Raw genomic sequence first — 26,749 nt, forward strand, 5'->3', positions numbered from 1 at the left:
GCTCTTCTTATATCTGCATTTTATCTAGGCAATCGTTTAAGGTGCTGTGCTGGCCTCATGCTTGCCGATATTGCATCTGTCGGTACCGAAATGTTGGCTATCGCGACACTTCCACGCCAACTGAGCGGAATCCACTTGCCAGCGTTGGGCACTTTTCTTAAGCGACAGAATTAACAGCATTTGTGGATGTTGCTGTGATAGTTCGCTCACTTGATAGGTAAATACCCCATCCTTGGTGGGCTGAGTGCGGACAAGGGTAAACTTTTTCCCCGCATATTGGTTGCTGATGGCGGTGGGGTCTTCGCTCCAGGCTTGATGTTGTTCCTGGGCGGCCCGCAGTTGCTGGTTGAAATGGCTTACGGGTTGCACCGCGTAGGATACAATAATCGGCTGCTGCGCCTGTGCGTAGGGCGCGAGCATTAGGCCATTCAGGGCGAGTAGGGCAATCGGTCCAAACAACTTCATACAAACCTCATTGAAACGAAACGACCCGTGGGCAAAGGATGCCGCACCTCAGTCGTATTGACTCATTGCAGGTTTCGACTCGTTTTGAGGGCTCAAGTTTCAATAAAAGCTAAATTTTGTGACTACTGCATCGCTAATTGGTCTGACATAGTCTGGTAATCAATCAGATCCACATGCTCTGTGACCCTGTGATTACGCATATCGAGCTTAAGGCTGGTGACTCCAGGAATGGCGACATCAATAATTTTTCCGGGTTTACCAAACTGCTCGCCGGGTCCCTTAAAGTGATAGTTACCAATCATCACCACGAGGGAGCCAGCGTTATACATATGCTCGATATTGAAATCATATTCGAGCACACCTTCGTGAGCGCGCTCAAAGAAGTCGATAATAAACCGCCCCCCGGTGTATTTACGATTGGCGGTTTTATCGAAGAAGACGGTATCACGGTTATAGAATTTGCTGAGTGTCTGATAGTCGTGCTCTGTTAGCGCGTTCATGTATTTTACGGCTAACTGCTGTTCTGCAGGCATTTCCCCTGAGTTAGCGTGTACTGACGCAGGAAACAAGGCCGGAACCCAAATAAGACAGACTAAAAGACACAATATTCGCAAACTATTCCCTCTTGGTTTTGAGATCAAAGGCGGGTAACGACAAATGCCATTTGATGGCGCATAGACGAATAATTAAAGCGCTAGTCATAGCTAAAAATAGTGCCGTTTTTTCGCCCATACCGAAGGCTAAGCTTACGGTATAACCTATGCCACCAATAATTGAAGCCGTGGCATAGATTTCTGTGCGTAACACCATAGGGATTTGTCTGCACAGTAAGTCTCGAATAATGCCTCCTCCTACGCCTGTGATCAAGCCCATCACGACGGCAATCATGCCGCTGAGTCCCATATTGAGGGCTTTTTCAGCACCAATCACAGTGAACAGGGCCAAACCTAAGGCGTCGGCGACAGGTAGCGTATATTGTGGCATCTTGCGGGGACGGCGTACTAATAGCAAACAAGCCAATACTGTGGTGAGTATCACTATGATGTAGTTTGGGTCGCGGATCCAAAACACCGGCGTGGCGCCTATCAGCGCATCGCGAATACTGCCACCACCCACAGCTGTTACCGACGCGAGCACGATAACGCCAAAGGGATCCATACGGTGACGCCCAGCGGCTAAGGCGCCGGAAAGGGCAAATACCGCCGTACCACATAAATCGAAGAAGTAAATCCAGTGGCTCATTTACTCATCTCTTTGATGTGGATGTTCAGCGCGTCCACGGAGATACGAATTTCTATCACAGATAAAATCAGTGAATAGAGTAGCAGTAACAAGCTGGCACCGAAGATCACCGAGCCTGTTTTATTAAAACCAATATAGATAAAAATCATACAGAGTACGCACAGGGCAAAGCTGGATACGCCTGCCTCCTGCATGCGGCGAATAATTCGGATCCGTTGGCTTAAGTTTTTAATCTGATCCTTATGCACGGGTTTATCGCCGTTACTGAGCTGACGTATCAGTGCCGCCAGCGCAAAGAAGCGGTTGGTATAGGCAAGTAATAACAGTGAGATTGCCGGAAATAGCAAAGCGGGAGTTGTTAATGAAACATGCATGTTTTCGAACAAGATAAGTCAGCCTTTAACCTAATGTTAAGATTAAAGGCATCATATCACAGGGTTTGTAGCCAGCGTAAACCCGCCCAAATGATCGGAAGTAAGGTTATAAAGCTAAACCAGATAGCACAGGCCCGTGAGGTGAGTTTTACCGCAGGAGCAATCATCTCATGGCGAGGCTGTGGGCCATAGACTATCTTTGCCACATCAATGCGTTGCCCCGAAAACTTCTGCGGCCCACCCAATTCAATCCGTAAAATATTCGCCACTAAGGACACGCTCATCACATAACCCCGCAGGGCTGGATGATTTTTAGAGGTGCGAAACAATAATACCAAGGCTTTAGGGCCGCCCTGAATCGCAATTGATAGGCTCCATAACCAGGCGGGGATCGCCAGCAGCGCTGTGGAGATTAGGTGCACCGAACTGCAAAAGTGTTGGTACTTAGGTTGAATGGGCGGCCAACTGAGTTCGAGCTGTTTAATCATTCTGACTGCCAGCACCATAGGGGCGCCTGCGATCGCAAAGAAGAAGATAGTCGAGGCTGTGCCATAAATCGGCGCGGTAGCGAGCTTTTCTATCGTAGCCTTGGTTAAGCCGACTTCCGACAGATTATCCGTGTCACGGACAACCCACGGCTGTAATAGCTTTTTTGCGCTGGCATTATCCTCGCGCTTCAATGCCTTAGCAATTTCATCGGCGACTTGGCTAAAGCCTGCGTCACTTAAACACAGATACAGGACTAAAAATTCAAAGAACCAAGGGAAGGCGGCAAGTTCAAGTAAAAAAGTAATAATCGCCCAAAAAGGGAACACCAATAGTAACATGGCTAAAAAGCCCGCAGTTGCCTGTTGACTAGGCGCGCGCCCAGGGCGGTTGACTTTAGCGGCGAGCTGTTTGGCTAAGTGACTAAACCAAATTAGTGGCTGCATTTCCCTTGGCAATGGCGCTAAACGCGCCAGCAATAAAGCAAAGAAAAGTACCAAGAAGCCCTCAAACAAAGCGCCATCAATTTCGACAAGTTGTTGATAAAAAGAACTGTGCATCAGGTACTTTCCGCAATCATGCTTTAACCAATTACTTTACTGAGTTTGGATCTAATTGCTCAAGCAGCAACATCACCATTAGTGCCGAATGGTAACCTGCCTTCACAATGTAAGAATCGAAGTCGACTGGTGAGTCGTTGTTGGCGTTATCAGAGAGCGAGCGGATCACCACGAATGGCACGCCAAACTGATGACACACTTGGGCAATTGCCGCGCCTTCCATCTCGCAGGCCGCCATGGTTGGGAAGTGTTCCAACATGATCTTGGTGCGAACTGGATCGCAAATAAAGCTATCGCCAGTACAGATTAAGCCTTCAATCGCTTTCACTTCACCTAATTGTGCGATCGCCTTATTGGCGGCTTCGACTAAGTATGGCGCAGGAATAAACGCCGCGGGTTGCTGCGCCATTTGGCCAATTTCGTAACCAAATGCAGTGACATCCACATCATGGTGGCGCACTTCAGATGAAATCACGATATCGCCAATTGACAGTGAATCGACAAAACCGCCCGCAGAACCTGTGTTGATTACCGCATCGGGGGCGTATTTTTCAATCAGCAGTGTGGTGGCAATACTGGCGGCGACTTTGCCAATACCAGAGCGTGTTACCACTACGTCTTTGCCCGCTAAGGTGCCAGCGATAAATTCAATGCCTGCAATCGTTTGCGAAGAGGCGTTTGTCATAGCCGCAATAAGATGGGCAACTTCTGGCTCCATTGCGCCAATAATACCAATTTTCATGGGAGACCCTTTTGATTCTACTGAATGTGTGATGCCACTAAAGCGTGGGATAACAGAATGGCGGCTAATATACCACAGTTATGCTTTGGCGTTATTGTGGGATTGCGATTGCTTGATTGGGATAGGATAAAACGCAGGGCGGGCAAAAAAATGCGCACCCTAAGGTGCGCCAAAATTCACAAGCAAACGGTGGACCCGTGGGTACGAGTCCGAGACTCACAGGTACAGCGGTACAACAAAAAACCATTAATCTAAGTAGTTAAGAATACCTTGCGCCGCATCACGTCCTTCGGCAATTGCGGTCACAACCAGATCCGAACCTCGGACCATATCGCCGCCAGCAAATACCTTTGGATTGGTGGTCTGGAATGGGTTATCGGCCTGTTTGCTGGCTTTTACTCGGCCCCATTGGTCGAGTTCAATGCCGTAATCGGCAAACCAAGGCGCAGGGCTAGGTTGGAAACCGAAGGCGATAATTACCGCATCGGCGTCGAGTAACTGCTCGCTGCCTTCAATCGCTTCGGCACGTTGACGGCCGCTGGCATCGGCTTTACCCATTTGGGTTTCAACGCATTCCACGCCCACTACTTTGCCATCCTGGGTTTTAATCGCCACGGGTTGACGGTTAAACAGGAAGTTCACGCCCTCTTCACGGGCGTTTTGCACCTCGCGGCGTGAACCCGGCATGTTGGCTTCGTCACGGCGATAGGCGCAAATTACACTGCTGGCCCCTTGGCGAACTGCGGTGCGAACACAGTCCATGGCGGTATCACCACCACCGAGGACCACAACGCGCTTACCGGCAAGATTGAGGTAAGGGGTGTCAGGATTACTGCTGCCCATCAGGTGATGGGTATTGCCAATCAAGTAGGGCAGGGCTTGGTACACGCCTTGGGCATCTTCGCCCTCAAGGCCCGCTTTCATGGCGGTGTAGGTGCCCATGCCGAGGAAGACGGCATCGTATTCCTCAAGCAGTTGGTTAAAGGCGACGTCTTTACCGACAGTTACGCCCAGCTTGAACTCGATTCCCATGCCTTCTAACACAGTGCGGCGAGTTGCCATCACGGCTTTATCCAGTTTAAAGGCGGGAATACCGTAGGTCAGCAGGCCACCAATCTGGGGATACTTATCAAACACCACAGCCTTAACCCCATTACGGGCAAGAATATCGGCACAGCCTAAACCAGCAGGGCCTGCGCCCACAATCGCGACCTTTTCCTTGCGCGGCGTGACTTTACTCATATCCGGACGCCAGCCTTGGGCGATGGCGGTATCGGTAATGTATTTCTCCACATTACCGATAGTCACTGCGCCAAAGTCGGCGTTTAGGGTACAAGCGCCTTCACAGAGTCTGTCCTGTGGGCAGACGCGGCCGCAGATCTCGGGCAGGGTATTGGTCTCATGGACTAAATCCGCAGCTTCCATGATCCGCCCCTGCTGCGCCAGTTTCAGCCAATTGGGAATATAGTTGTGCAGCGGACATTTCCACTCACAATAAGGGTTACCGCAATCGAGGCAACGGTCCGCCTGTTCAGTCACCTGAGCTTGAGCAAAGGGCTGATAAATCTCAATAAACTGAGTCGAACGCTTTGCTGCAGGGTGTTTAGTTGGGTCTTTGCGACCCACTTCAATAAATTGAAAATCGTTACTCATCTGCTATTACCCCGCTTTAACTGCTAGTTCCGGGCTCGATTGCTCTAATTTGAGCAGATCTGCAACGGCGATATTTTTCGGTTTCACTAAAACAAAGCAATCTAACCAGTTGGCAAAGTCGCTTAAGATCATCTTCGCGTGCTCACTGCCAGTCTCGGCCACATGCTCTTCAATTAAGCCTTTCAAATGCTGTTGATGAATCGGTGACTCGAGTTTTTGGGTATCGACAAGCTCGTTATTCACACGGCGGTTAAAGCGGCCAAATTGGTCGAAAACATAAGCAAAACCGCCTGTCATCCCCGCACCGAAGTTGACCCCAGTTTTGCCGAGCACGACTACGATACCGCTGGTCATGTATTCGCAGCCGTTATCGCCTAAACCTTCGACTACGGCAATGGCGCCCGAGTTACGTACCGCAAAGCGTTCACCTGCTTGACCCGCGGCGAAGAAGCGTCCACCCGTCGCGCCATATAGACAAGTGTTACCGACAATCGCGCTGCGCTCGCTCTGGAACGGACTCCCTAGCGGTGGATAAATCACAATTTTGCCGCCCGACATGCCCTTACCGACGTAGTCGTTGGCATCACCGCAGAGCTTAAGTTCAAGGCCAGGGCTGTTCCATACCCCAAAGCTTTGGCCAGCACTGCCGTTAAAACTGAGTTTAATTGGGGCCTTAGTGCCTTTAACACCAAGAGTGGTGGCGATATAGCCCGATAGACGTGCGCCCACAGAGCGGTCGGTGTTGTTGATACTGTAAGCAGCATCGAAACACTCGCCCTTATCGACCGCACTCTGGCACTCGTTGAGCAGATGTTGGTTGAGTAAACCTAAATCCGCTGGTGGATTGGTTTCCTGCCACGTACGAGCCGTACTGGCTCTGACCTTAGGCTGATACAGAATTGGCGCTAAATCGAGTCCACGTTGTTTATCGGTCTGGCCTTCTAAGGTGTGTAGCCACTCACTGCGGCCCACTAAGTCTTCGAACTTGCTGACCCCTAGGGTTGCCATCCACTCGCGCACTTCCTCGGCGACAAATTCAAAGTAAGTCATCACTCGCTCTGGTAAGCCGTGGTAGTGGTTATCGCGCAGTTTTTTGTCCTGAGTTGCAACACCGGTTGCGCAGTTGTTTAGGTGGCAAATACGCAGGTACTTACAACCTAAGGCAATCATAGGTACAGTCCCGAAGCCAAAGCTCTCGGCGCCGAGTAAGGCTGCCTTGATGACGTCGGTTCCGGTTTTTAGGCCGCCATCGACCTGTAAGCGGATCTTATGGCGCAGACCATTTTCTACCAGAGATTGATGTACTTCAGCAAGGCCGAGCTCCCATGGACTGCCAGCGTATTTCACCGAGGTGATAGGGCTCGCGCCTGTGCCACCATCGTAGCCAGAAATAGTGATCATATCGGCGTAGGCTTTTGCTACACCTGTGGCGATAGTGCCGACACCAGGCTCAGACACTAATTTCACGGAGATCAGTGCCTTGGTATTAATTTGTTTTAAATCGAAAATCAGCTGGGCTAAGTCTTCGATAGAGTAAATATCATGGTGTGGCGGTGGTGAAATCAAGGTTACACCTGGGCGCGCGTGGCGCAGCCCTGCAATTTCTACACTCACCTTATGGCCTGGCAGTTGTCCGCCTTCACCGGGTTTTGCGCCCTGGGCAACCTTAATCTGCAACACATCGGCGTTGACTAGGTAATGGGCGGTTACGCCAAAACGTGCCGAGGCAATTTGCTTAATCGCCGAGTTACGCTCGGTGTTAAAGCGACGCGCATCCTCACCACCTTCACCTGAGTTAGAGCGGCCACCTAAACGGTTCATGGCAATGGCTAATGCCTCATGGGCCTCGGGGCTTAGGGCGCCGATACTCATGGCCGCACTGTCAAAGCGCGGGAATAAGTGGCTGGCTGCTTCAACTTTATCCAGTTCAATCGCAGCTTGGTCAGCCTTAATGCCAATCAAATCCCTTAGGGTGGCGACTGGGCGGTTATCGACTAATTCGGCGAACTTCTTGTAGGTCGCAAAATTCTTGTCGATTAAGGATGCCTGCAGCGTGTTGACCACATCTGGGTTGAAGCAGTGGTACTCACCGCCATCCACGTATTTGAGTAAACCGCCTTGTGGTAGTGGCACATGGGCGCGGTAAGCGGCCTTATGCAGCAACGCTTGATCTTGAGCGATATCCTCAAAGCTGGCGCCTTCGATACGGCTCACCACGCCTTTAAAGCAGAGTTCGATTACATCACTGGCAATACCAATGGCCTCAAACTGTTGGCTACAACGGTAGGAGCCGACGGTGCTGATCCCCATCTTGGACATGATCTTACGCAGGCCCTTTTCGATGCCGTAACGGAAGTTCAGCATCAGTGCCGTGGTGTCGGTCAGTTGATGGCGTTTCGCCAGATCTGAGATTGACTCATACACTAGATACGGGTAAATCGCCGTAGCACCAAAGCCGAGTAACACTGCAAAGTGGTGCGGATCCCGTGCCGATGCGGTCTCAACAATAATGTTGGTATCGCAGCGCAGGCTCTTACTCACCAGCATTTGTTGTACTGCGCCAACCGCCATGGCCGCCGGTATCACCTGCGCCGATTTATCAATCGCACGGTCTGATAAAATCAGCAGTGTAGTGCCACTGCGGGCTAAACGTTCGGCTTCCGAGGTGATGCGGCGAATCGCGTGTTCTAAGCCTTCCTTCGGTTCGTAGTTTAAGTCGACGATATTGGCGCGATAGTAAGTACTATCTAATCCGAGTAATTGATTGAAATCACTGAATAATAATATCGGTGAGTTAAACATCACCCGATAGGCATGACCAGTGGTTTCATTGAAGAGGTTTTGCTCGCGGCCGATACAGGTCGCCAGAGACATCACGTGCTTTTCACGCAGCGGATCGATAGGCGGGTTAGTGACTTGAGCGAATTTCTGTCGGAAATAGTCATAGAGCGAGCGTGATTTTTTCGACAATACGGCCATTGGCGTATCGTCGCCCATGGAACCAGTCGCTTCTTCGCCTTGTTTTGCCAGCACCCAAATCACTTGTTCAAGCTCTTCACGGGTGTAGCCAAATTGCTTTTGGTATTGCAGCAGTTGCTCTGGGCTTAATTCGCTAGCGCCATGTTGCTCCGTTGCCAACTGCTCGGCTGGGACCAAAGTACGACTGTTTTTGGCCATCCACTCTTTATAGGGGTGGCGACGCTTAAGGTCGTTATCGATTTCGAATGACTGGTACAGACGGCCATTGAGTGTATCTAACACTAACAGCTCACCCGGGCCGACACGGCCTTTTTCAATCACTTCATCGGCGGCGTAGTCCCAAATGCCCACTTCGGAGGCGAGGGTTAAGATACGATCTTTAGTGATCACATAACGTGATGGACGCAGACCATTACGATCCACCGCGCAAGCGGCGTGGCGGCCGTTGGTCATGACGATACCCGCTGGGCCATCCCAAGGCTCCATATGCATGGAGTTAAAGTCATAGAAGGCTTTTAGCTCATCATCCATCTCTGGGTTACTTTGCCATGCTGGCGGAATAAGCAAACGCATCGCGCGGTATAAGTCCATACCGCCTGAGAGCAACATCTCGAGCATATTATCGAGAGAGGATGAGTCGGAGCCTGTTTCATTCACAAAGGGTGCCGCCTGTTGTAAGTCGGGCAGTAGTGGTGAATTAAACTTGTAGGCACGGGCACGGGCCCATTGGCGGTTACCAGTAATAGTGTTGATCTCGCCGTTATGGGCAAGATATCTAAAGGGCTGAGCGAGTGGCCATTTAGGTGAAGTATTGGTTGAAAAGCGTTGATGGAATAAACAAATAGAGCTCTTCAAACGGATATCGGCAAGGTCGGGATAGAATGCGGGCAAGTCGGCAGGCATCATCAAGCCCTTGTAGACTATGACTTGGCCTGAAAGACTCGCGACATAAAAGTCTTTATCGTCAGTAATTTGTTGCTCTAATCGGCGGCGGGCCATGTAGAGGCGACGCTCAAGATCTTTCTCACGCCAGCCAATCGGGGCGTTGATCAGTACTTGATAGATTTGCGGCAGGCTCGATTTACCAATCTCACCCAATACCTCTGGATTGACGGGGACTTTACGCCAACCAGCAATACTTAAGGTTTCACGCTCAAGTTCGCGTTCGAGAATAAACTTGGCTTGGTCGGCCAGTTCTTCATCTTGGCTTAAAAACAACATGCCCACGGCGAATTTGCGGCTCAGGTGCCAGTCATTTTCCGCGGCAACGGCTTCAAAAAATTGCAATGGTAGCTGCATTAATAAACCACAGCCGTCCCCAGTTCGACCGTCAGAGGCGATACCGCCACGGTGTTTCATGCGATCGAGGCCATGGATGGCGGTGCGCACGATACGATGGCTGGCTTCGCCATCCATTTGTGCTATCAAGCCAAAACCACAATTGTCCCGCTCAAAACTGGGATGATATAAGCTCATACAAAAACCTCCCTTGACCTCAACGAAATTACTACTCGGGGAGAAATGTAAAGACTTTCTATAGATATGCACCCGAACCACCCAAATTATCCTGAGATTAACCAAAGGTCAAACCAAAAATTTGCATAAAATATGGGTATTCATTCATGTTTCATACACAAAACACAATTACTTGACGTTAACGTCAACTGATTGAAGTGCTGTATAACATTATGAATAAAAAGAATTTTAAAAAATGAAAAACGATGGGGTTACTAAAATGTAACATTGAGGGCGATTGTTTTTGATTTAGAAATAGTGATTTTTATTGCAAATACAGTGCGTGTATAAAAATATAAAATAAGTGAATTGTTATTCTGTTTGCTTGTGAGTGAAATCACGGAGTGTAAAGACGCTGTGAGCAATGACTCAGGTTTTGAGCTTTGATGCTGTGAATCTAACGGGAGTTTGATTTACCACCAAGAAATCAATGCTCGCTTTGTTTATCATGAGTTTTTTCATCTAAACACACGTCTTTAGTCCTTCTTTTTTGTGATTTTATCTTGGTTAATTTTAATGAAACGATATGAAATTTGGCAGGCGAGCTAATGGGGCTCGATGCATACGTAAACACATTCGGTGCCGTGTGTAAGGCTAAATACGGCGAGCGCTTACGCAAGCTGACTATCGATGCCAAATTCACTTGCCCTAACCGCGATGGCACTCTGGGACGTGGCGGTTGTACCTTTTGTAATGTGGCGTCTTTTAGCTATCAACAGGCGGAAACGCTTAGCATCAGTGAGCAGCTAGAACAAGGTAAAGCCCGATATAAAGAGGCGAAACCTAAGCTGAATGCGGACAAGTTTATTGCGTATTTTCAGGCCTATACGAGCACCTATGATGAGTATCAAGTGTTAATGGCCAAATACGATGAAGCGGTCAAAGACAGTGAGATTGTAGGTTTGTGTGTCGGTACGCGTCCCGACTGTGTGCCAGACAAGGTTCTCGATTTATTAGCCAGCTACCAGCAAAAGGGCGTCGATGTCTGGTTGGAGCTTGGGCTACAAACCGCCAACGATAAGACCTTGCATAAGATTAACCGCGGGCACGATTTTGCCTGCTATTGCGATACGGTTGCACGGGCCAGAAGCCGAGGCCTAAAAGTCTGTACTCACCTTATCTTAGGCTTACCCGGTGAAACTCACCTCGATTATATGGCGACACTGCAAGCAGTGCTGGCGCAGGGCGTCGATGGCTTAAAGCTACATCCATTACATGTCGTCGAGGGTAGCTCGATGGCGAAAGCTTGGCGAGCAGGACGCTTACCTTTGCTCAGTATCGAAGAGTATGCTGCTTGTGTCGGCGAGCTAGTTCGCCATACACCTAAAGAAGTGATTTTTCATCGGGTGACCGCCTATGCGAAAAAACCAATACTACTCGCGCCCGATTGGTGCGGTTATCGTTGGAATGGTTTAGTGGCGATAGTTGAAGATCTTAAGCGTAAGGGTGGACAAGGGGCTGCATTAGCGCGACCATAATAGCCATATAGCATGAAGGGATTCATTTGCTATCGATTTATCGCTGAGAGTGTTTGATATAGTTGATTTTTTGTTAAATAAAACTTCTTTTGACCACAAATGCTGCTATAAGTTGCACTGACAATTTTAGTGGGTATCATGTCATAAACTTGTTTTAAGCATTGGACTACTTAAGGGAGGCCTAGATGGCCACAGTTGAATTAGAAACAATCCTAGATCTCAATACGTTAGAACAGTATTGCAGTGCGATTGGTGCCGGAACTCTGCTAAAAAGCGTGGTATTATTTGAGCAATTAATGCCTGAGTACGTAGGAAATCTAGTCAAGGCTAACGAAGCTGCTGATAAGGATACTTTATGCTCTGAAGCCCATAAGTTTAAAGGTGCTGCAGGTTCCGTTGGTTTAAAACGTATTCAGCAAATTGCCCAGTTACTCCAACATGGCGAAGAAGCGAGCTGGGAAGCTGAACATGGGACTTGGGTTGCGCAAATTGTTGAATTTGCAAGTGCCGATCTCCAGCAATTAAAGCAATTCCTACAGGCTAAAGCCTAGTTAGTATAATAGAGGTGCAGCTTTGGGTTGCACCTCGATAACCTCAGTTCCAGTCTTTATCCCCTCCGTTTGTTCTCAGTAAGCGCTATCTTACGTTTTCCTTTGATTGAAAATCGATTTTGCTCACACAATTGAGCAATTTAGCCGCGTTTTTGTTGATAACTTATGCTAGAGTTGATTAAATTTATTAATTCATAATCTTAGTGGCAATCGATTAAATGAAAAATTTACCTAGCCTCAAAAATCTATACTACTTGGTGAATCTTCATCAGGAGCAGAATTTTAACCGCGCCGCTAAGGTGTGTTTTGTTAGCCAATCTACGCTGTCGAGTGGGATCCAGAATCTTGAAGAGCAACTTGGTCACCAGTTAATTGAACGTGATCACAAATCCTTTATGTTCACCGCAATCGGCGAAGAAGTGGTGCAACGTTCTCGAAAAATTCTTACTGACGTGGATGACTTAGTCGAATTGGTGAAAAATCAGGGCGAACCCATGACGGGGGATATTCGCTTGGGTTGTATTCCAACCATTGCGCCGTTTTTATTAAGCAGCGTAGTCAAACAATGCCAGCAAGCCTATCCGGCGATGAGTCTATTGCTCAAAGAAGATACCACAGAGCGTTTGCTCGATGCCTTAGGTAAAGGGGAGTTGGACTTACTCATTCTCGCCTTACCCGTGGATACCAGTGGTTACCACAGCATGAAAGTGGGAATAGACCCCTTTAAGATGGTGATCCATAAAGACTTAGTGGGTGGTATTCATCAACCTATCGACTATCAGACACTGCCCGATGAGAGTATCTTCCTGCTGCAAAGTGAACACTGCATTACAGGGCATGCGATTACGGCTTGTCAATTGGGTGATAGCGCGAAAGTGAACCCCTTTGCCGCGACGAGTCTGCACACTTTAGTGCAAATGGTGAATAGTAAATTGGGGACTACCTTTTTACCGCAAATGGCGATCGATGCGGGCATTTTAAATGATACCGACCTTGTGGTGATGACACCGCCCGGTGAAGCGCCCTATCGCGATATCGGCTTAGTTTGGCGACAAACAACCAGTCGGATTTTGACCTTCCGTACCTTAGGTTTGCTTATCCAAAAGCTCTTAAGCAAAGAAATGGAATAATCGTTGTAATTTTTACGAGTGAAAATAAAGAGTTCAGCAGGTTAAAACAGAGAGTTTAACGAGGGGAAACACCAAACACTTCAATCGAGTGTTGTTTCCCCTTTAGTTTGACTGGACCCAAATTGGTTAAGCGGTATTCGCTATTGGGATTGTCGAGCCTACCCGCCAGCGCACCAGAGATCAGCATGCGTTGCCCCAAAGGATTACACTGATCTTGAAGTCTGGCTAAGGTATTTAGCACATCACTAAAGAAGCTAATTTCTTGTTTTTGCACCCCAACAACTGCAGCAACCACTTGTCCACAGTGCGCCGCCGCCTTAAATTTAGGCACAAACCCATAGTGCTCTTCAAAGTAACGTCGCTGCCAATTTAACTGCTGGCTAAATTCAAAATAGATATTCATGCAGCGGTCGTGCACCACGCCTTCTTCTAACGGCCAGTGGATCAATACGGCATCGCCCATATAACGGTAAATTTCGGCTTCGTTATTGGTTACAGTATCCGACAGTAGGCTAAAGCTGTCCTGAATAAGACGACTAAAACGATAATCACCTAGGGACTCAGCGTGGGTTGTCGAGGCGACCATATCTAGGTAGAGGAATAAACGTTGTTCGTATCGTGGTTTATGGTACTTACCTAAACCAATGTTGAGCAAAATACGTGGCCCAACCAAGAGTGCCATTTGTTCGACAAAGGCTAAACTGACACGCACTACGACTAAATAGACGATTAGTGCTTGGAAGGAAGGACTATAGAGAATATGCGCCGTGAGCATTTGTCTTAGGGTCGACATATGGTTTTCAATGGCCCACATATTCAGGAACTGTGTCATATAGGCTAAGGTTGTTGCGCCAAGCAATAGAAATAAGCCTTTAAAAATGACTGAAAAAATATAAGGGAGGCGATTAATGGCGCTAAAGTCTGTGATTAGGTTAGACATCCAATGTAAGCTGCCAAAGATGATGCCCATGTAGACGGCAAGCGTCGCGAGATCGGCCGAACCAACAGCCCATTGTGGTAACTCTGGCGACTGTGCATATCGGAAAAAAACGAATGCAGCCATGGCTATCGCCCAAGCTAATATCGCAAAAAGAAGTTTTTTCGCTTGTCTACGTGCTCTCACAACGGGTTTTGTATCCGAATACGACGGTATAATTCAGGATGCCGTAGTTTATAGAAAATCATCACTAGAGTGCCAGTGATATTTGTGATCTGGATCAATCCAACGTTATATAGCTACGAAAATTTAACCAAATACCTTATTTAATAGCATGGCGGTAAAAGCGGTCTTTAAATAGAAACCCCGTGGATTGGTCATTTTTAAGCTGCCGTCTTCGGCAATACTTTGAGTTAACGCCTTACTGTTGGCGGCTTTAGGGCGCAGTTGCAACACTTCGCCATGCCTTGCGGTGAGTTTTTCCACTTTACCTAAGGCGATAAGTTCCATTATCTCCTCCCAATCCTGTTGCAGTAATCTTTGTTCTTGGAGATCGGGTTCCCACAATATGGGGGTGCCCACTCTACGATCTCCCACAGGAATATGCCGCTCACCCTCAACGGGTACCCAGAGTACACGCTGCAACTTGTGACACACTAAGCTGTCTTGCCAGGTTAAGCCTTCGATATTAGTTAGCGGCGCCACACACACATAGGTTGTTTCTAGTGGCTTGCCTTTGCTATCGATGGGAATGGTTTTTAGCTCAACACCGAGGTGGAGAAAATCCTGCTCGGGTTTTGAACCCGCAGTCGCACCCAACTCCATTTCAATGAGTTGTCCGACCCAACCCTTATCTCGCTTCAGATCCTTAGGCACAACAATCCCACGGTGAGCAGCAATTTGAGCCAAAGAGATGCCGGCCATCATATTGGCGCGCTCGAGCAGTTCGCTCAAATTTTGAGGGGGGATTATCGGTTTCATAGGCGAATTTTACTGGAAAATAGGTGCTTAGCAAATAAGGTTAAAAATTGGGCAGTTAAAAATGGATAAATTTATTCAGAGATGGTTTGGTTTAACTTATTGATTTTTAAGTTGGTTAATGGGTTTTGGCCAAATTAACCTTAAAGTGTCCAAAGTTACTCTCGGCTTTCCCTTGCGTTTCTCACATATTTATCCACAGATATTATGGATAACTTGCAATTCTGTGGGCTTTAACCGATTGAAAATCGTGAGTCAATGGTGAAATGTGGCATTTTTTCACGGTAATGTGGGTAATTTAGGGGGTGCTCTGTGTATAACATTTTAGTGTTACTAAGAGGGAATGGCAGATTTTATTTTTGGTTAAAAAGTAATCTTTTGTGGTTTTTGATAGTTTTCCTTAAATAAAAATAATTTCAACTATATGATATTTTTATTTTTAATTTGTTTTTAGGTTAATTGGGGGGAGAGAGATACTTGCTACTTTTTAAACGATATACCCAGTTTACTCGGGTTTCAAACAGAGATATCCACAGAAAATGTGGATATCCCCAAGTAAAAAGTACGCGGATTGTTGATAAAAGAATAAGTAGGGGGAATTTATCCAAAAAATAGCTGTAAATAGAGGTTTGCTGAGAGACTGGCTTTGTGAAACAATCAGTTTATTAAAAGTTATCCTTATTTGGAGTCCATGTGATTGATAGCGACGGCTTTCGCGCAAATGTGGGCATAATAATTTGTAACAGATACGGTCAAGTGATGTGGGCCAGACGATTCGGACAACATTCATGGCAATTTCCTCAGGGCGGTGTAGATGATGGTGAGTCGGCCGAAGAGGCGATGTACCGTGAATTGTATGAGGAAGTTGGCTTAAGACCCGAGAACGTCACTATATTAACTTCGACCCGTTCTTGGTTGAGGTATCGCTTGCCCAAACGCTTAGTGAGGCAGGACAGTAAGCCTGTGTGTATTGGTCAAAAGCAAAAGTGGTTTCTGTTACAACTCAAAAGCCAAGATAGTGCGATTAATTTAAGTTCTTCAGGCCACCCAGAGTTTGACGATTGGCGTTGGGTAAGTTATTGGTATCCCGTGAGGCAGGTTGTCTCATTTAAGCGTGATGTTTACCGTAAGGTCATGAAAGAGTTTGCGGTAACGGCATTGTCATTCCAGACCCAGGAAATTCCAAGGAAGCGGGTAAGACAAAAGGCAACGGGCTGATTTTCAAAAGAGGATTGAAAACAGTGTTAAATACGCTCAGGGATATTACACAAGCTGTGGCATCCGCCCACAGCTTAGAGACCGCATTAGAAGTCCTAGTTTCATCGACCAAGGCGGCGATGGAAACTCAATGTTGCTCAGTCTATATCCTAGAGCAGCAAGAACTCGTTTTATCCGCAACCGATGGACTTGAAAAGACTGCCGTTGGCCGTGTACGTATGCCGCTAACTCAAGGCTTGGTTGGCTTGGCCGCCGAACGTGAAGAAGCAGTAAATCTTGCCGATGCCCGTTTGCACCCACGCTTTAAACTCTTCCCCGAAGTCGCTGAAGAAGAATACCGTGCCTTTTTAGCTGTGCCCATAATTTACCAAAAAGCCGTCGTCGGCGTAATTGTGGTACAGCAGGCCAGCGCGCGACAATTTAGCGAAGGCGAAGAAGCCTTTTTAATGACCTTGGCCGCGCAGCTCGCTATGGCGATTCGAGGGTTAAAGCAAAAGGCACAGGTCAGCTCGCTGCATCAACAGATTTTATTTCAAGGCACCTCAGCATCCAGCGGTATCGCTATTGCCCACGCTTTGGTACTCGGTGGCGAGATTTCCCTAGAGCAGCCCGATGTACGCTGTGAGGATATTGCCCTCGAATCCAACCGCTTAGTGGCGGCGATGGGACGTTGTAAAGAGGCTATTGGTGCCTTATCCCAACGTTTCGACCGTGAGCAGGATGAGGAAGTTGCCTCAATATTCAACGCTTTGCAGCTGCTGCTTGATGATGCCAGCCTAGGTGGCGAATATGCCCGTGAGGTGCAGCAGGGCTGGGAAGCCGAATCGGCGATCAGCCGGGTTTCGCTGCGTTATATTCAACAGTTTTTGGCGATGGAAGATCCTTACCTCAAGGAGCGGGCGAGTGATATTCGTGACCTTGGGCAAAAGGTATTAAGGCAGTTAATCGAACCCGAGCGTTTAGAGCTTGAACCCGATAAGCCGGTGATTCTAGTGACCCGGGAAGCGGATGCCACCATGCTCGCCGAATTCCCTCGACAAAAATTAGCCGGGATTGTCACTGAACTTGGGGGCGTTAACTCCCATGCGGCCATTTTAGCGCGCGCACTGGGCGTTCCTGCGATTACTGGCGTCGAGCAGTTGTTGTCGGCCGATATTGACCAGAAGCTGTTAGTGGTCAATGCCAGCCGTGGGCAATTAATGGTGTCGCCATCGCCTGCAATTGTTAGCGAATACCGCAGTTTGATTTCGGCGCAAAAGGCATTGCAACGCCAATATGCGCAGGAGTTAGCCCTGCCGTCGGTTATGCTGGATGGTGTGCGTATTCGTTTGTGCCTTAACGCTGGGTTACTGAGCGGTGTCGCCTCTGAAATTGCCGAAGGTGCCGATGGTATCGGGCTGTATCGCACTGAAATTCCTTTTATGTTGCAGCAGCGTTTTCCGAGTGAGTCCGAGCAGGTAAAAGTCTATCAGCAGGTGTTATCGGCGGCATCGGGACGCCCTGTGGTGATGCGTACCTTGGATGTGGGGGGCGATAAGCCGCTGCCTTATTTCCCGATCAAAGAAGATAACCCCTTCTTAGGCTGGCGTGGTATCCGTTTATCATTGGATCATCCGGAGCTATTCCTCGTGCAGTTAAGAGCAATGTTACAAGCGGGCGCAGAGGGTAAGCAGCTCAGTGTTTTACTGCCTATGGTCAGTAACTTAGATGAAATTGACCAAGCTTTAGCCTATCTAGAGCAGGCCTATGTTGAACTTAAAAACGATGTAAACAATCTGATTGAAATGCCGCGCATTGGCATTATGCTCGAAGTTCCAGCGCTCTTATATCAGTTAGATGAAGTGGCAAAACGCGTCGATTTTGTGTCGGTCGGTAGTAACGATTTGACCCAATATTTACTCGCGGTTGATCGGAACAATCCACGGGTAAGTTCCTTGTTTGATAGTTATCATCCTGGCATTCTTCGGGCACTGCACCAGGCTCGGCTCGATTGCGATTATCATCAACTCGATATCAGTATTTGCGGTGAATTAGCTGGCGAGCCCATGGGGGCTATTCTGCTGGTGGCGATGGGATACGATCAATTGAGTATGAACCAAGGCAGCTTAGCGCGGATTAATTACCTGCTTCGCCGAGTGTCCCGCGCCGATTTGACGCAGCTCTTATCGCAGGCCTTAAGTCTGTCGAACGGTTTCCAAGTGCGTGAGTTGGTTAAAGAATATTTAACGCAGCAGGGATTAGCCACAATTCTTAATTAACTAATCGCGCCTTTTGCTTTAAGCTAAGGCTTCACTTAATCACGCTGTAGGTACCCGTGTGGATAGTTTGCTGTCGGTGTTCTTTATTTGCTTGGCTTTAGGCGCGTTTGTCGGTTTTATGGCGGGGTTATTGGGCATTGGTGGTGGCTTAATTGTCGTGCCCGCACTGCTTTATATCTTACCTTCGGTTGGCATCACTTCGGCTCAGTTACCCCATATTGCGATTGCCACATCTCTTGCGGCGATTATTTTAACCTCGATTTCTTCTGCCAGAGCGCACCATAAACGCGGTAATGTGCCCTGGGGATTGTTTCGAACCATGTTCCCGGGGATTATTCTCGGCGCCTTAATGTCAGGCTTTATTGCTGAACAAATCCCTGCGGCGACCCTCAGACAAGGGTTTGCGATATTTGTGATGTTAATGGCGATTCAAATGGCATATCCCTTTAAAACTGAATCGAACCGAGAACTGCCAAACTCGATGATTTTGTTTGTGGTGGCCGTGATTGTTGCTGCGATTGCAGGATTAATGGGGATTGGCGGCGGCGTCTTGTTAGTGCCTTTTTTAACCTATTTTGGTTTACAGATGCGCCTAGCGGTGGGATTTTCAGCTGCGACCGGATTATTAATCTCCTTGTCGGGCAGCTTAGGGTATATAATCGCGGGCTTTAACGCGCCGGATCTCCCTGAAGGTACCTTAGGGTATATCTATTTACCTGCGCTGTTTGGCTTAATAATAACCTCAATTTTAATGGCTCCAGTAGGCGTTAAGGCGGCAAGCACTTGGCCTACCTCAGTCCTTAAAAAAATATTTGCACTTTTACTCCTGTGTGTCGGTCTCAAATTAATTCTGAGCTGATGTTTAGTGTTTAGCCCTCGATTTGAGGCTGTTGATGGATAAGTTATGGCATTGAATTTTCCCAATATCGATCCCGTGATCGTGAAGTTTGGTCCCTTTGATATTTTTGGACAAACCTTTGAACCCGCCCTGCGTTGGTATGGATTTACTTACCTAGTTGGCTTTGTCGCCGCCATGTGGTTACTCAATCGTCAGGCGGACCGCTCCAATGGTTTATGGTCGAGGGAACAGGTTTCCGATCTGCTGTTTTACGGCTTTTTAGGGGTGATTTTAGGTGGCCGTATCGGCTACGTGCTCTTCTATCATTTCGATTACTTCCTCGCTAGCCCAATGTATTTGTTTAAGATTTCAGAAGGTGGCATGTCTTTCCACGGTGGTCTCATGGGGGTGATTACTGCCATGATTTATATTGCCTGGAAGCAAAAGCGTACCTTCTTTGCGGTCGCAGATATGGTGGCGCCCGTGGTGCCCATTGGCTTAGGGGCGGGTCGTATAGGTAACTTTATCAATGGTGAGTTGTGGGGCCGTGTCACCGATGTCCCTTGGGCCATGGTGTTCCCAAGTGGTGGACCAGAACCTCGTCACCCATCTCAACTCTATCAATTCGCCCTTGAAGGGGTGGCATTATTCCTGCTCCTCTATTGGTTCAGTAAACGAACGAAGAAAGTCGGCGCAGTATCTGGCATGTTCTTACTCGGATACGGGATTTTCCGTGTGATAGTTGAAACCGTAAGACAACCCGATGCGCAGTTAGGTCTCTACTGGGGCTTTATGACGATGGGGCAGATCCTCTCTGTGCCGATGATCCTCTTCGGTTTATATTTAATTCTTCGTCCAGAGGGTAAGCAGTAATGCAACAGTATTTAGACTTGATGAAGCACATCTTAGCCGAAGGTGTGGATAAATCAGACCGCACCGGCACCGGCACTCGCTCGGTATTTGGTTATCAAATGCGTTTCGATTTGAGTAAGGGCTTCCCCTTAGTGACCACCAAAAAGTGCCATATGCGCTCGATTATTCATGAGCTATTGTGGTTCCTAAAGGGCGACACCAATATTGCTTATCTGCGTGATAATAAAGTCAGTATTTGGGACGAATGGGCCGATGAAAACGGCGATTTAGGCCCAGTTTATGGCGCGCAGTGGCGCAGCTGGCCGACCCAAAGTGGCGATGCTATTGATCAAATCGCTCAGGTGATCGCACAAATCAAATCTCAACCCGATTCACGTCGTTTAATTGTGTCGGCATGGAACGTGGGTGAACTGGATAAAATGGCGCTGGCACCTTGCCATGCCTTTTTCCAATTCTATGTTGCCGATGGCAAATTATCCTGTCAGCTGTACCAGCGCAGCTGTGATGTGTTCTTTTTATCCGACACTGAAAAAACTGCACAGTCCGTACTACATTAACATCAAGATTACAACACCTAACAGATATTTTTCCGACAGTTGACAACTGCACATTCTGCACTACTATGGATTTCGAATCCTTGGAGGCTGCAAAATGTACAGAGCGACAATCAAACAACAAACCATTGATTTAAGTAAGTCTTTGCTAAACGAAGACCTGCGGAAGCCGTTGACAGGGATTGTTGAGGCTACTGGTTCAGTCGTTCTTGACGAAAAATTTCGGCTTTTTCCTATAATTTCTGATTTTTTGTCTTACAATCTCAAAAATGGAACGCATTCAAAGCCAACTGTTAAGACCTATTCAACTAATCTCATAAACTTCATTACTTACATCAAATCTCTTCCACAATACGCTCATGACAAGCTTGATGAAGCTGTATTGCACGTTACTAAAACTGACATACAAGCGTATTTAAACCATCTACGAGATGAAGTTGGGTTGTCAGGAAAGACTATTCGAAACCGTGACGCAACATTGATGTCGTTTTTCAATGATTTTCTGTGTATTGAGCGAGGGACGTTTGAAGCTTATCGAATAGATAATCCTTATGAAGACGGACTAATGTCTCCTGCTGCCCACTCTAAGCAAATTATTGCTTACAATCTCGAAGAAGTTAATAAACTTATTGAATCGTCTAATTACGAAAGAGAAAGATTAATTATTCAATTTATGTATGATTCTGGGCTACGTGTATCTGAAGTTGGCAGAGTTTCTAAACAAGAAATTGATGAAGCTTATGAAAGCACTCGTAAAGAAGTTTTTGTAGATGGCTCAATAATCAGAGTTCCGAAAGAATATGCACCAGTATTTGTTAAAGGTTCAAAAAGTCGTACTCGTGAATATAAAGAGCGATATACGCTAGTTTCAAAATCAACATTAGAGCGTATACGAAAGTATCACTCATCACCATTATATAAAGCAAAAGCTAGAAAATTTACGAATGAAAAACCTGCATTCTTAAACTCAAATGGCGATCAATGGACAGAAGTTTCACTTGGTAAAATGATTGAGCGACTTGCTTTATCATCTGGAATTGGCAAAAGCGCACATAAATTGAGACACGGTTTTGCATATTCTGTTCTTCGCTCTGAGGACATGGGAAATAGCTATTTAGATCGGCTTGTTATGCTTCAAAAGTGGCTAGGTCACAACCATATCAAAACTACTGAACGATATAGCCAAATTCCTTTTGAAGCTTTAGATGAATACATTTGTTTAGAAGATGGAACTATATCGACAAGGAGCGAGTTGATGAAATCTCTTACTGATAAAACCCAGTTAAGGATTAAACTGGGAGATAAAAAATGAAAGCAAATTATGATTATGATTCCATTGAAATTAAAATGTTAGAGTATGTAAAATATTTAAAGGAACATCCTCAAAAACTTTGGGATCTCGAACTATATCAAGGTCGATTAAATTTAAGTTATTTTGCTAGAAAATTTGGCATGAACGAAATAGGCTTTTTTAACAATATACCGAAACGTTATGAAACTATCGTTGTTCCAATAAATAACATGCTATTATCAGAAGGAGTAGCATTGGAGAATGAAACTGATGGTGGAGCAAATATTCGAAGAAAAATTTTAATTTGGTGGAATTCGTTAACTACAAAAGAAAAATTAGCTTTACCTGTTCACGGTAATAAACTTAAACTCACTGGGTCATTATTTAAGAATGTTCCTGAAGCTAAAGGTGGAATGCGTTATAAGTGCGTAGTAAACTTAATCTCTGATATTGACTCTGAACTAAGAGAGCTTGGTTTATTTAATGATTCTTATTTGAATGTTAAAGATCGTACTGCTGCTAGAGATTCTGATTTTCAATCTAGAGCTACAGCAGAGAAAGAACGATGGTATAATCTTGGTGAAAATCCTATAAATAGTACAGATGATTTTATAGAGCCAACGGAAGAAAACCATTATCTTCAAATTGAGCAAGCATTTAGTTGGAAGGCTCGTGATATTAAATCAGAGTCAGGCAAGAATAACTTTAAACAAGCCTGCAATTTTTTCATTAACTTTATCAAAAACGAGGGCTTTGATAGCCTTGTTAAATGGAACGATGTTCTTAGTGAATATACACTTCTTCATTTTAGAAGTTTTCTATACGCATCCGATTATGCATCAAAAGCAACTACATTAAGTTCCGTAAGAAACACATTGACCAAACTTAAACAAGTTAAAGGTTTGGGATTTGATGGGTATCATCCTGCACCAGCACTAAAGCAAGACGATAGAGTAACAGATGCATATACTCCCATTAAAAGAGAGTATAGACAAAAACTCGATGATGCTATAGAAACTGCAATTTCAGAAACGTTTGAATTAAAAGGTTCTTCAAAAATCTTTCCCTACTTACTGAAATTAATGCGTGAAGTAGGTTTGAACAAAGAAGTTGTTGTTGAACTTGAAATTGACGACTTTGAGAGGAATCATCACCTTACAAATAAACCATGTTTGCGATATTGGAAAGACAGGTCAACAGGGGATAAAGAGCTTCATTTAGATATCTTTAAAGCCAACTTACAATGGTTGTCCGTTAAGCAATCAAAGGCTGTTAGTGAAGTTTATAACAAAGTTTTGGAACTTACTAAGAATATCAGGCAGAATGCTCCAGAAAATATCAAAAATAAATTGTTTATATACGAATCTGATGGTCAAAACTCATTAGGTAAGATATTTCAACTGAACTCACATAGGTCAACAGTTGCATGTAAAGCTTTTCAAAATAAATATATTGATGGTTTTACATTTGAAGTTACTCAATTGCGTTCTACATTAGTATCAGAATTGCTCGAATTTGATGCAAGCATTCGTGATATTCAATTGCTGTTAGGACATGCTTCAATTGAAGTAACAATGAAGTATTTAGATCGTCTTGATTTCAATGTAACTGCTAGAACTAAGCTTAATGAAGCTTTAAAGCAAATACATTTATCCTCTTTGGAAGAAAATGATACTCCTGAAGTAGAAGTTAAAAACGATGAGATTGATGATAACGGAATTATTTTCAAAACATCATTAGGTGGATGTAAGAACATTTTGAATCCACCTAATAATGTACGTTCAATAGATTACATAGAAGGTTCGCCATGTGGTCAATTTAATAAGTGCCTTTCGTGTAGCAATGTCATTATTACAAAATCTCATTTACCTGAATTATTTGCTATGCAAAGAGACTTTCTTAAAATGCTCACTAATGATTCGATAAAAAATACTCCATATTCCAATGTTGTCGAAGAAAATTTATCGGTTTTAAACTCAATTCTTGATGAGGATAATTCAGAATTTGATAAGTCAGAGTTAGAGATTGCAAAGCAAGCTAGTACATATATTGATGTTTCAGAATCATTAGGGATGATGTAATGAGCTTTTTTCAAGAAAACAAATTAATTTCGCAAGTAGCTGAGCATAAAAATTTACTAATGCTGTTTGTGTTGAAATCTAATAATACTATAAGTAAACAGATAGGTTTTGACCAAACTATATTAGAGACATATGACTCTATTTGTAATTTGAAAATATCTTCAACTTCTAAATTCTCTGACCCAGTTTGGGACTTTAACGAAGAACTAAAGGGTAAGGTTGCACGTTCTATCGTTGGAGCAAAACTTAGAATGGAATTTGAAAAATACGATTCTATACCTGAGTATGTATTGTTTGAATTAAAATGTATTATATACACTTTGCTTACTATACCCACGACTATAAGGCCAAGCAGTAAGAAACTTAAAGTGAATACTATTTTTGGTGATTATAAAGAATCTCTGCTATTTATAGATTACCTATTCAAATCCATTAGTGTAGAATATGGCGATGAGTATATTCAAACCCAAACACGAAGCTTGTCAGAAATATCTGAGTCGGATTTTAAGAAAGCCGCTGAAACATACCAAAATGTATTCTCACATGGCATTGAAAAAATGCTTAATGACATATCTACTATTTATGTAAAACAATCGATTTTGTCAAAATCAATTAGTGCCGATTTAAAAAAATTAAAATGGCGAAATGTTAGAGCTAATGGAAAGGAAGCTGTTAAGCAAGTATTGCCAGATTTTATATTTGAGCGTTTATCTTTGCACTCCACTCGAATGGTTGTCGAATTTTTGGATATTATTGGATTAGATGTAAAAGATACCTATTCTAAAAAATTCCAAGTAGTCAAATCGAAATGGTTAGGCTTAGATAAGGCGCAACTAGAAATATATAAAGCTATAAGGTTGCTCTCTAAGGGTTTTCCCAAAGAAGAAGTTGAGCTTAAATGTCAAGATTTACCTGATTACGCATTTAATTCAAATCAATTACTTCATGAAAGAACACTAAGAAAATTGCTTCGAAATAATATTGGATGTGAATTGGAGCAATTAAAAAGGTACATTAATGAAGTTTATTATTGCTGCACATACATAGTTGCACAATATACGGGTATGCGTCCTTCAGAACTAGCAGAGATAATAGTTCAAGATGAAAAATGTCTTGATGTTGATATAAATGGTTTTACGGTAATTAGAAGTACGGTTCGTAAAAAAGAATTAAACGAGTTGTCACTGTTTGATGATTTATGGGTTGCTATACCAATTGTTGTGGACGCAATCAAAGCTGCGTCTTATATATCTGTCATTAAAAACAATCCTTTTTTATATTCAAATATGGATACTGTTGCCTACAACAACGAAGCTCAAAGTATGGCTTCTGGTTTTAAGAATCAAATGGACAGCCTGATATCCAAATTATTTACCGAGGAAGAACTTGCAGGATTTTCATTTAACCAATATATGACCAGACATACATTGGCCTATCAATTATTTAAAGCTGATGTTGGTTTAGCTGTAATTTCTCACCAATTAAAGCATTTTGTTGATGGTATAGAGAGATATACATCAGTATCTAAGACAAGCAAGGTTACGTTGGGATATGGTGGTATTGGTGATATGCTGATGAAAGGGGAACGAGGGAATCAAAACATCTCTTTGAGAAAGAGGGCAGAGAGAGAAGCTATAGTTTCATTAATGAATCCTGATGGTAATTATGCTGGTGTTCAAGGTAAAGAGCATAAAGCTAAACTACAACGAGTTTTTGAAGGTTATGCTGCTGATGGTTACACAAAGGAAAATGTCTATGACGCAATGCTTGATCAGGGAATTGGCATCGTCAATGTAGGTACTGGCTTTTGTTATGGTGGTGAGCGTGAGGATTTTGATAGTAGCTTGCCTTGTATTGGTACATTGAGATGCAACCCTGTACGGTGCAGCAATGCCATTGTAACAAAGGCTCACGCAGCCAAATGGCGTGAGGTGTATCTAACCAACAAAGCTAATCTTTCAAACCCAGATTACGAAGATAATCATAACCAGATTCGTGAAGCTATGAATGAAGCAGAAGCGGTGCTTAAATTATTAGGAGAACCACTTTCAGCATGAAAAATAATAAAAACAATCACTTTGATGCAGTCAACCAGGAACGACATGATAAAAATACGGTTGAAATACAAAAAGCATTACAGAGAATTCGAGATGATTACACGTTAAAACCTACTGTAAAGGTTTTGTCTGATCTATCTGGTATGCATCGAAACAGCTTGAGGAATCGGAAATGGCCTATAGAAGAGCTGGACAGAATTAAAATTGAGAGAAATAAAAATATTGTTTCAGATGTTGCAAAAGAAAAATCAAAAGTAACGTCTTTGGAGGATATTTTGGATAATGCAAAAAATGAATTAATATATTGGTTCAATATGGCAAAAGATCTGGAAAAGCAAAATGCACAGTTGCTTATAAAATTAGATAGAATATCTAGCTCAAGAGATTATTATGAAAATGCATATAAGGAAGAAATTAATAATGTCAAAGATTTAAAAGAACAAATTAAACTGTTAGCTGAAAAATAGAACTGTAGGATATTTCAATCTT

21 protein-coding genes and 1 pseudogene are annotated in these 26,749 nt (G+C 44.8%); 12 read left to right on the forward strand and 10 right to left on the reverse strand.

Annotated elements, in window-relative coordinates:
- Positions 1 to 36 precede the first annotated feature (36 nt).
- The 8 genes from EYR25_RS04710 to gltB all read right to left on the reverse strand — a co-directional run bounded on the left by EYR25_RS04710 (position 37) and on the right by gltB (position 9,977).
- Positions 37 to 465, reverse strand: a complete 429-nt coding sequence (locus tag EYR25_RS04710) for a hypothetical protein (RefSeq protein WP_133178688.1) — start codon at positions 463 to 465, stop codon at positions 37 to 39.
- Between the two features lie 122 nt (positions 466 to 587).
- Positions 588 to 1,079, reverse strand: a complete 492-nt coding sequence (locus tag EYR25_RS04715; RefSeq protein ID WP_133178689.1) for a nuclear transport factor 2 family protein — start codon at positions 1,077 to 1,079, stop codon at positions 588 to 590.
- 1 nt (position 1,080) lies between these two features.
- Positions 1,081 to 1,707 (reverse strand): trimeric intracellular cation channel family protein, encoded by a 627-nt coding sequence (locus tag EYR25_RS04720; protein WP_023266770.1) that lies wholly within the window; start codon positions 1,705 to 1,707, stop codon positions 1,081 to 1,083.
- Positions 1,704 to 2,081, reverse strand: a complete 378-nt coding sequence (locus EYR25_RS04725) for a DUF2721 domain-containing protein (RefSeq protein ID WP_011623626.1) — start codon at positions 2,079 to 2,081, stop codon at positions 1,704 to 1,706. Before EYR25_RS04725 ends, EYR25_RS04720 begins: the two co-directional genes overlap by 4 nt.
- Positions 2,082 to 2,137: 56 nt before the next feature.
- Positions 2,138 to 3,127, reverse strand: a complete 990-nt coding sequence (locus tag EYR25_RS04730; protein ID WP_133178690.1) for a cobalamin biosynthesis protein CobD/CbiB — start codon at positions 3,125 to 3,127, stop codon at positions 2,138 to 2,140.
- Positions 3,128 to 3,158: 31 nt separating this feature from the next.
- Positions 3,159 to 3,869 (reverse strand): 5'-methylthioadenosine/adenosylhomocysteine nucleosidase, encoded by a 711-nt coding sequence (locus EYR25_RS04735; protein ID WP_023266772.1) that lies wholly within the window; start codon positions 3,867 to 3,869, stop codon positions 3,159 to 3,161.
- Between the two features lie 246 nt (positions 3,870 to 4,115).
- Complete coding sequence (locus EYR25_RS04740; protein WP_023266773.1) at positions 4,116 to 5,522, reverse strand: FAD-dependent oxidoreductase; 1,407 nt, start codon at positions 5,520 to 5,522, stop codon at positions 4,116 to 4,118.
- A gap of 6 nt (positions 5,523 to 5,528) precedes the next feature.
- On the reverse strand, positions 5,529 to 9,977 hold the full coding sequence (gene gltB / locus EYR25_RS04745) for a glutamate synthase large subunit (RefSeq protein ID WP_133178691.1): 4,449 nt from the start codon (positions 9,975 to 9,977) through the stop codon (positions 5,529 to 5,531).
- 587 nt (positions 9,978 to 10,564) lie between these two features.
- Here gltB and mnmL point away from each other — a divergent pair.
- The 3 genes from mnmL (at position 10,565) to oxyR (ending at position 13,175) form a co-directional block, all read left to right on the forward strand.
- Positions 10,565 to 11,494, forward strand: a complete 930-nt coding sequence (gene mnmL / locus EYR25_RS04755; RefSeq protein ID WP_133178692.1) for a tRNA modification radical SAM protein MnmL/YtqA — start codon at positions 10,565 to 10,567, stop codon at positions 11,492 to 11,494.
- Between the two features lie 185 nt (positions 11,495 to 11,679).
- Positions 11,680 to 12,045 (forward strand): Hpt domain-containing protein, encoded by a 366-nt coding sequence (locus tag EYR25_RS04760; protein ID WP_023266776.1) that lies wholly within the window; start codon positions 11,680 to 11,682, stop codon positions 12,043 to 12,045.
- A gap of 218 nt (positions 12,046 to 12,263) precedes the next feature.
- Positions 12,264 to 13,175: a hydrogen peroxide-inducible genes transcriptional activator OxyR gene (gene oxyR / locus EYR25_RS04765; RefSeq protein ID WP_023266777.1), complete on the forward strand. Its 912-nt coding sequence runs from the start codon at positions 12,264 to 12,266 to the stop codon at positions 13,173 to 13,175.
- A 55-nt stretch (positions 13,176 to 13,230) separates the two neighbouring features.
- On the opposite strand, the gene EYR25_RS04770 is transcribed toward oxyR, so the two are convergent.
- Together EYR25_RS04770 and mutH are read right to left on the reverse strand one after the other, a co-directional pair.
- Positions 13,231 to 14,298 (reverse strand): adenylate/guanylate cyclase domain-containing protein, encoded by a 1,068-nt coding sequence (locus EYR25_RS04770; protein WP_023266778.1) that lies wholly within the window; start codon positions 14,296 to 14,298, stop codon positions 13,231 to 13,233.
- A 123-nt stretch (positions 14,299 to 14,421) separates the two neighbouring features.
- A complete protein-coding gene (gene mutH, locus EYR25_RS04775; RefSeq protein WP_133178693.1) occupies positions 14,422 to 15,093 on the reverse strand; it encodes a DNA mismatch repair endonuclease MutH in 672 nt (223 codons plus the stop codon).
- Between the two features lie 690 nt (positions 15,094 to 15,783).
- Here mutH and rppH point away from each other — a divergent pair.
- From rppH to EYR25_RS04820, 9 genes and pseudogenes are all read left to right on the forward strand, one after another.
- Positions 15,784 to 16,308, forward strand: a complete 525-nt coding sequence (rppH, locus tag EYR25_RS04780; RefSeq protein WP_039977936.1) for an RNA pyrophosphohydrolase — start codon at positions 15,784 to 15,786, stop codon at positions 16,306 to 16,308.
- A 23-nt stretch (positions 16,309 to 16,331) separates the two neighbouring features.
- Positions 16,332 to 18,566: a phosphoenolpyruvate--protein phosphotransferase gene (gene ptsP, locus EYR25_RS04785; RefSeq protein WP_133178694.1), complete on the forward strand. Its 2,235-nt coding sequence runs from the start codon at positions 16,332 to 16,334 to the stop codon at positions 18,564 to 18,566.
- Between the two features lie 58 nt (positions 18,567 to 18,624).
- Complete coding sequence (locus EYR25_RS04790; RefSeq protein WP_023266782.1) at positions 18,625 to 19,425, forward strand: sulfite exporter TauE/SafE family protein; 801 nt, start codon at positions 18,625 to 18,627, stop codon at positions 19,423 to 19,425.
- A gap of 45 nt (positions 19,426 to 19,470) precedes the next feature.
- Entirely contained in the window at positions 19,471 to 20,277 is an 807-nt protein-coding gene (gene lgt, locus EYR25_RS04795) for a prolipoprotein diacylglyceryl transferase (RefSeq protein WP_011717885.1), read from the forward strand.
- Positions 20,277 to 20,789, forward strand: a pseudogene (locus tag EYR25_RS04800) (thymidylate synthase); the annotation flags it as partial. The gene lgt and the pseudogene EYR25_RS04800, both read left to right, overlap by 1 nt.
- Positions 20,790 to 20,928: 139 nt before the next feature.
- On the forward strand, positions 20,929 to 22,143 hold the full coding sequence (locus tag EYR25_RS04805; protein WP_133178695.1) for a tyrosine-type recombinase/integrase: 1,215 nt from the start codon (positions 20,929 to 20,931) through the stop codon (positions 22,141 to 22,143).
- Positions 22,140 to 24,203, forward strand: a complete 2,064-nt coding sequence (locus EYR25_RS04810) for a site-specific integrase (RefSeq protein WP_133178696.1) — start codon at positions 22,140 to 22,142, stop codon at positions 24,201 to 24,203. The genes EYR25_RS04805 and EYR25_RS04810 overlap by 4 nt, the downstream gene beginning before the upstream one ends.
- Entirely contained in the window at positions 24,203 to 26,260 is a 2,058-nt protein-coding gene (locus EYR25_RS04815; RefSeq protein ID WP_133178697.1) for a site-specific integrase, read from the forward strand. The genes EYR25_RS04810 and EYR25_RS04815 overlap by 1 nt, the downstream gene beginning before the upstream one ends.
- Positions 26,257 to 26,727, forward strand: a complete 471-nt coding sequence (locus EYR25_RS04820; RefSeq protein WP_133178698.1) for a hypothetical protein — start codon at positions 26,257 to 26,259, stop codon at positions 26,725 to 26,727. The genes EYR25_RS04815 and EYR25_RS04820 overlap by 4 nt, the downstream gene beginning before the upstream one ends.
- Positions 26,728 to 26,749 lie beyond the last annotated feature (22 nt).

Origin of the sequence: Shewanella decolorationis (assembly GCF_004354305.1) — a bacterium.
Classification (GTDB): Bacteria; Pseudomonadota; Gammaproteobacteria; order Enterobacterales; family Shewanellaceae; genus Shewanella; species Shewanella decolorationis.

What these genes read in the sequence shown, in the direction of transcription:
- lgt (WP_011717885.1), top strand. Translation starts at nt 19,471, where the DNA reads ATGGCATTGAATTTTCCCAATATCGATCCCGTGATCGTGAAGTTTGGT.
- EYR25_RS04735 (WP_023266772.1), bottom strand. Translation starts at nt 3,869, where the DNA reads ATGAAAATTGGTATTATTGGCGCAATGGAGCCAGAAGTTGCCCATCTT.
- EYR25_RS04805 (WP_133178695.1), top strand. Translation starts at nt 20,929, where the DNA reads ATGTACAGAGCGACAATCAAACAACAAACCATTGATTTAAGTAAGTCT.
- mnmL (WP_133178692.1), top strand. Translation starts at nt 10,565, where the DNA reads ATGGGGCTCGATGCATACGTAAACACATTCGGTGCCGTGTGTAAGGCT.
- EYR25_RS04710 (WP_133178688.1), bottom strand. Translation starts at nt 465, where the DNA reads ATGAAGTTGTTTGGACCGATTGCCCTACTCGCCCTGAATGGCCTAATG.
- EYR25_RS04720 (WP_023266770.1), bottom strand. Translation starts at nt 1,707, where the DNA reads ATGAGCCACTGGATTTACTTCTTCGATTTATGTGGTACGGCGGTATTT.
- EYR25_RS04730 (WP_133178690.1), bottom strand. Translation starts at nt 3,127, where the DNA reads ATGCACAGTTCTTTTTATCAACAACTTGTCGAAATTGATGGCGCTTTG.
- EYR25_RS04820 (WP_133178698.1), top strand. Translation starts at nt 26,257, where the DNA reads ATGAAAAATAATAAAAACAATCACTTTGATGCAGTCAACCAGGAACGA.
- EYR25_RS04760 (WP_023266776.1), top strand. Translation starts at nt 11,680, where the DNA reads ATGGCCACAGTTGAATTAGAAACAATCCTAGATCTCAATACGTTAGAA.
- gltB (WP_133178691.1), bottom strand. Translation starts at nt 9,977, where the DNA reads ATGAGCTTATATCATCCCAGTTTTGAGCGGGACAATTGTGGTTTTGGC.
- EYR25_RS04810 (WP_133178696.1), top strand. Translation starts at nt 22,140, where the DNA reads ATGAAAGCAAATTATGATTATGATTCCATTGAAATTAAAATGTTAGAG.
- EYR25_RS04815 (WP_133178697.1), top strand. Translation starts at nt 24,203, where the DNA reads ATGAGCTTTTTTCAAGAAAACAAATTAATTTCGCAAGTAGCTGAGCAT.
- EYR25_RS04725 (WP_011623626.1), bottom strand. Translation starts at nt 2,081, where the DNA reads ATGCATGTTTCATTAACAACTCCCGCTTTGCTATTTCCGGCAATCTCA.
- oxyR (WP_023266777.1), top strand. Translation starts at nt 12,264, where the DNA reads ATGAAAAATTTACCTAGCCTCAAAAATCTATACTACTTGGTGAATCTT.
- EYR25_RS04740 (WP_023266773.1), bottom strand. Translation starts at nt 5,522, where the DNA reads ATGAGTAACGATTTTCAATTTATTGAAGTGGGTCGCAAAGACCCAACT.
- mutH (WP_133178693.1), bottom strand. Translation starts at nt 15,093, where the DNA reads ATGAAACCGATAATCCCCCCTCAAAATTTGAGCGAACTGCTCGAGCGC.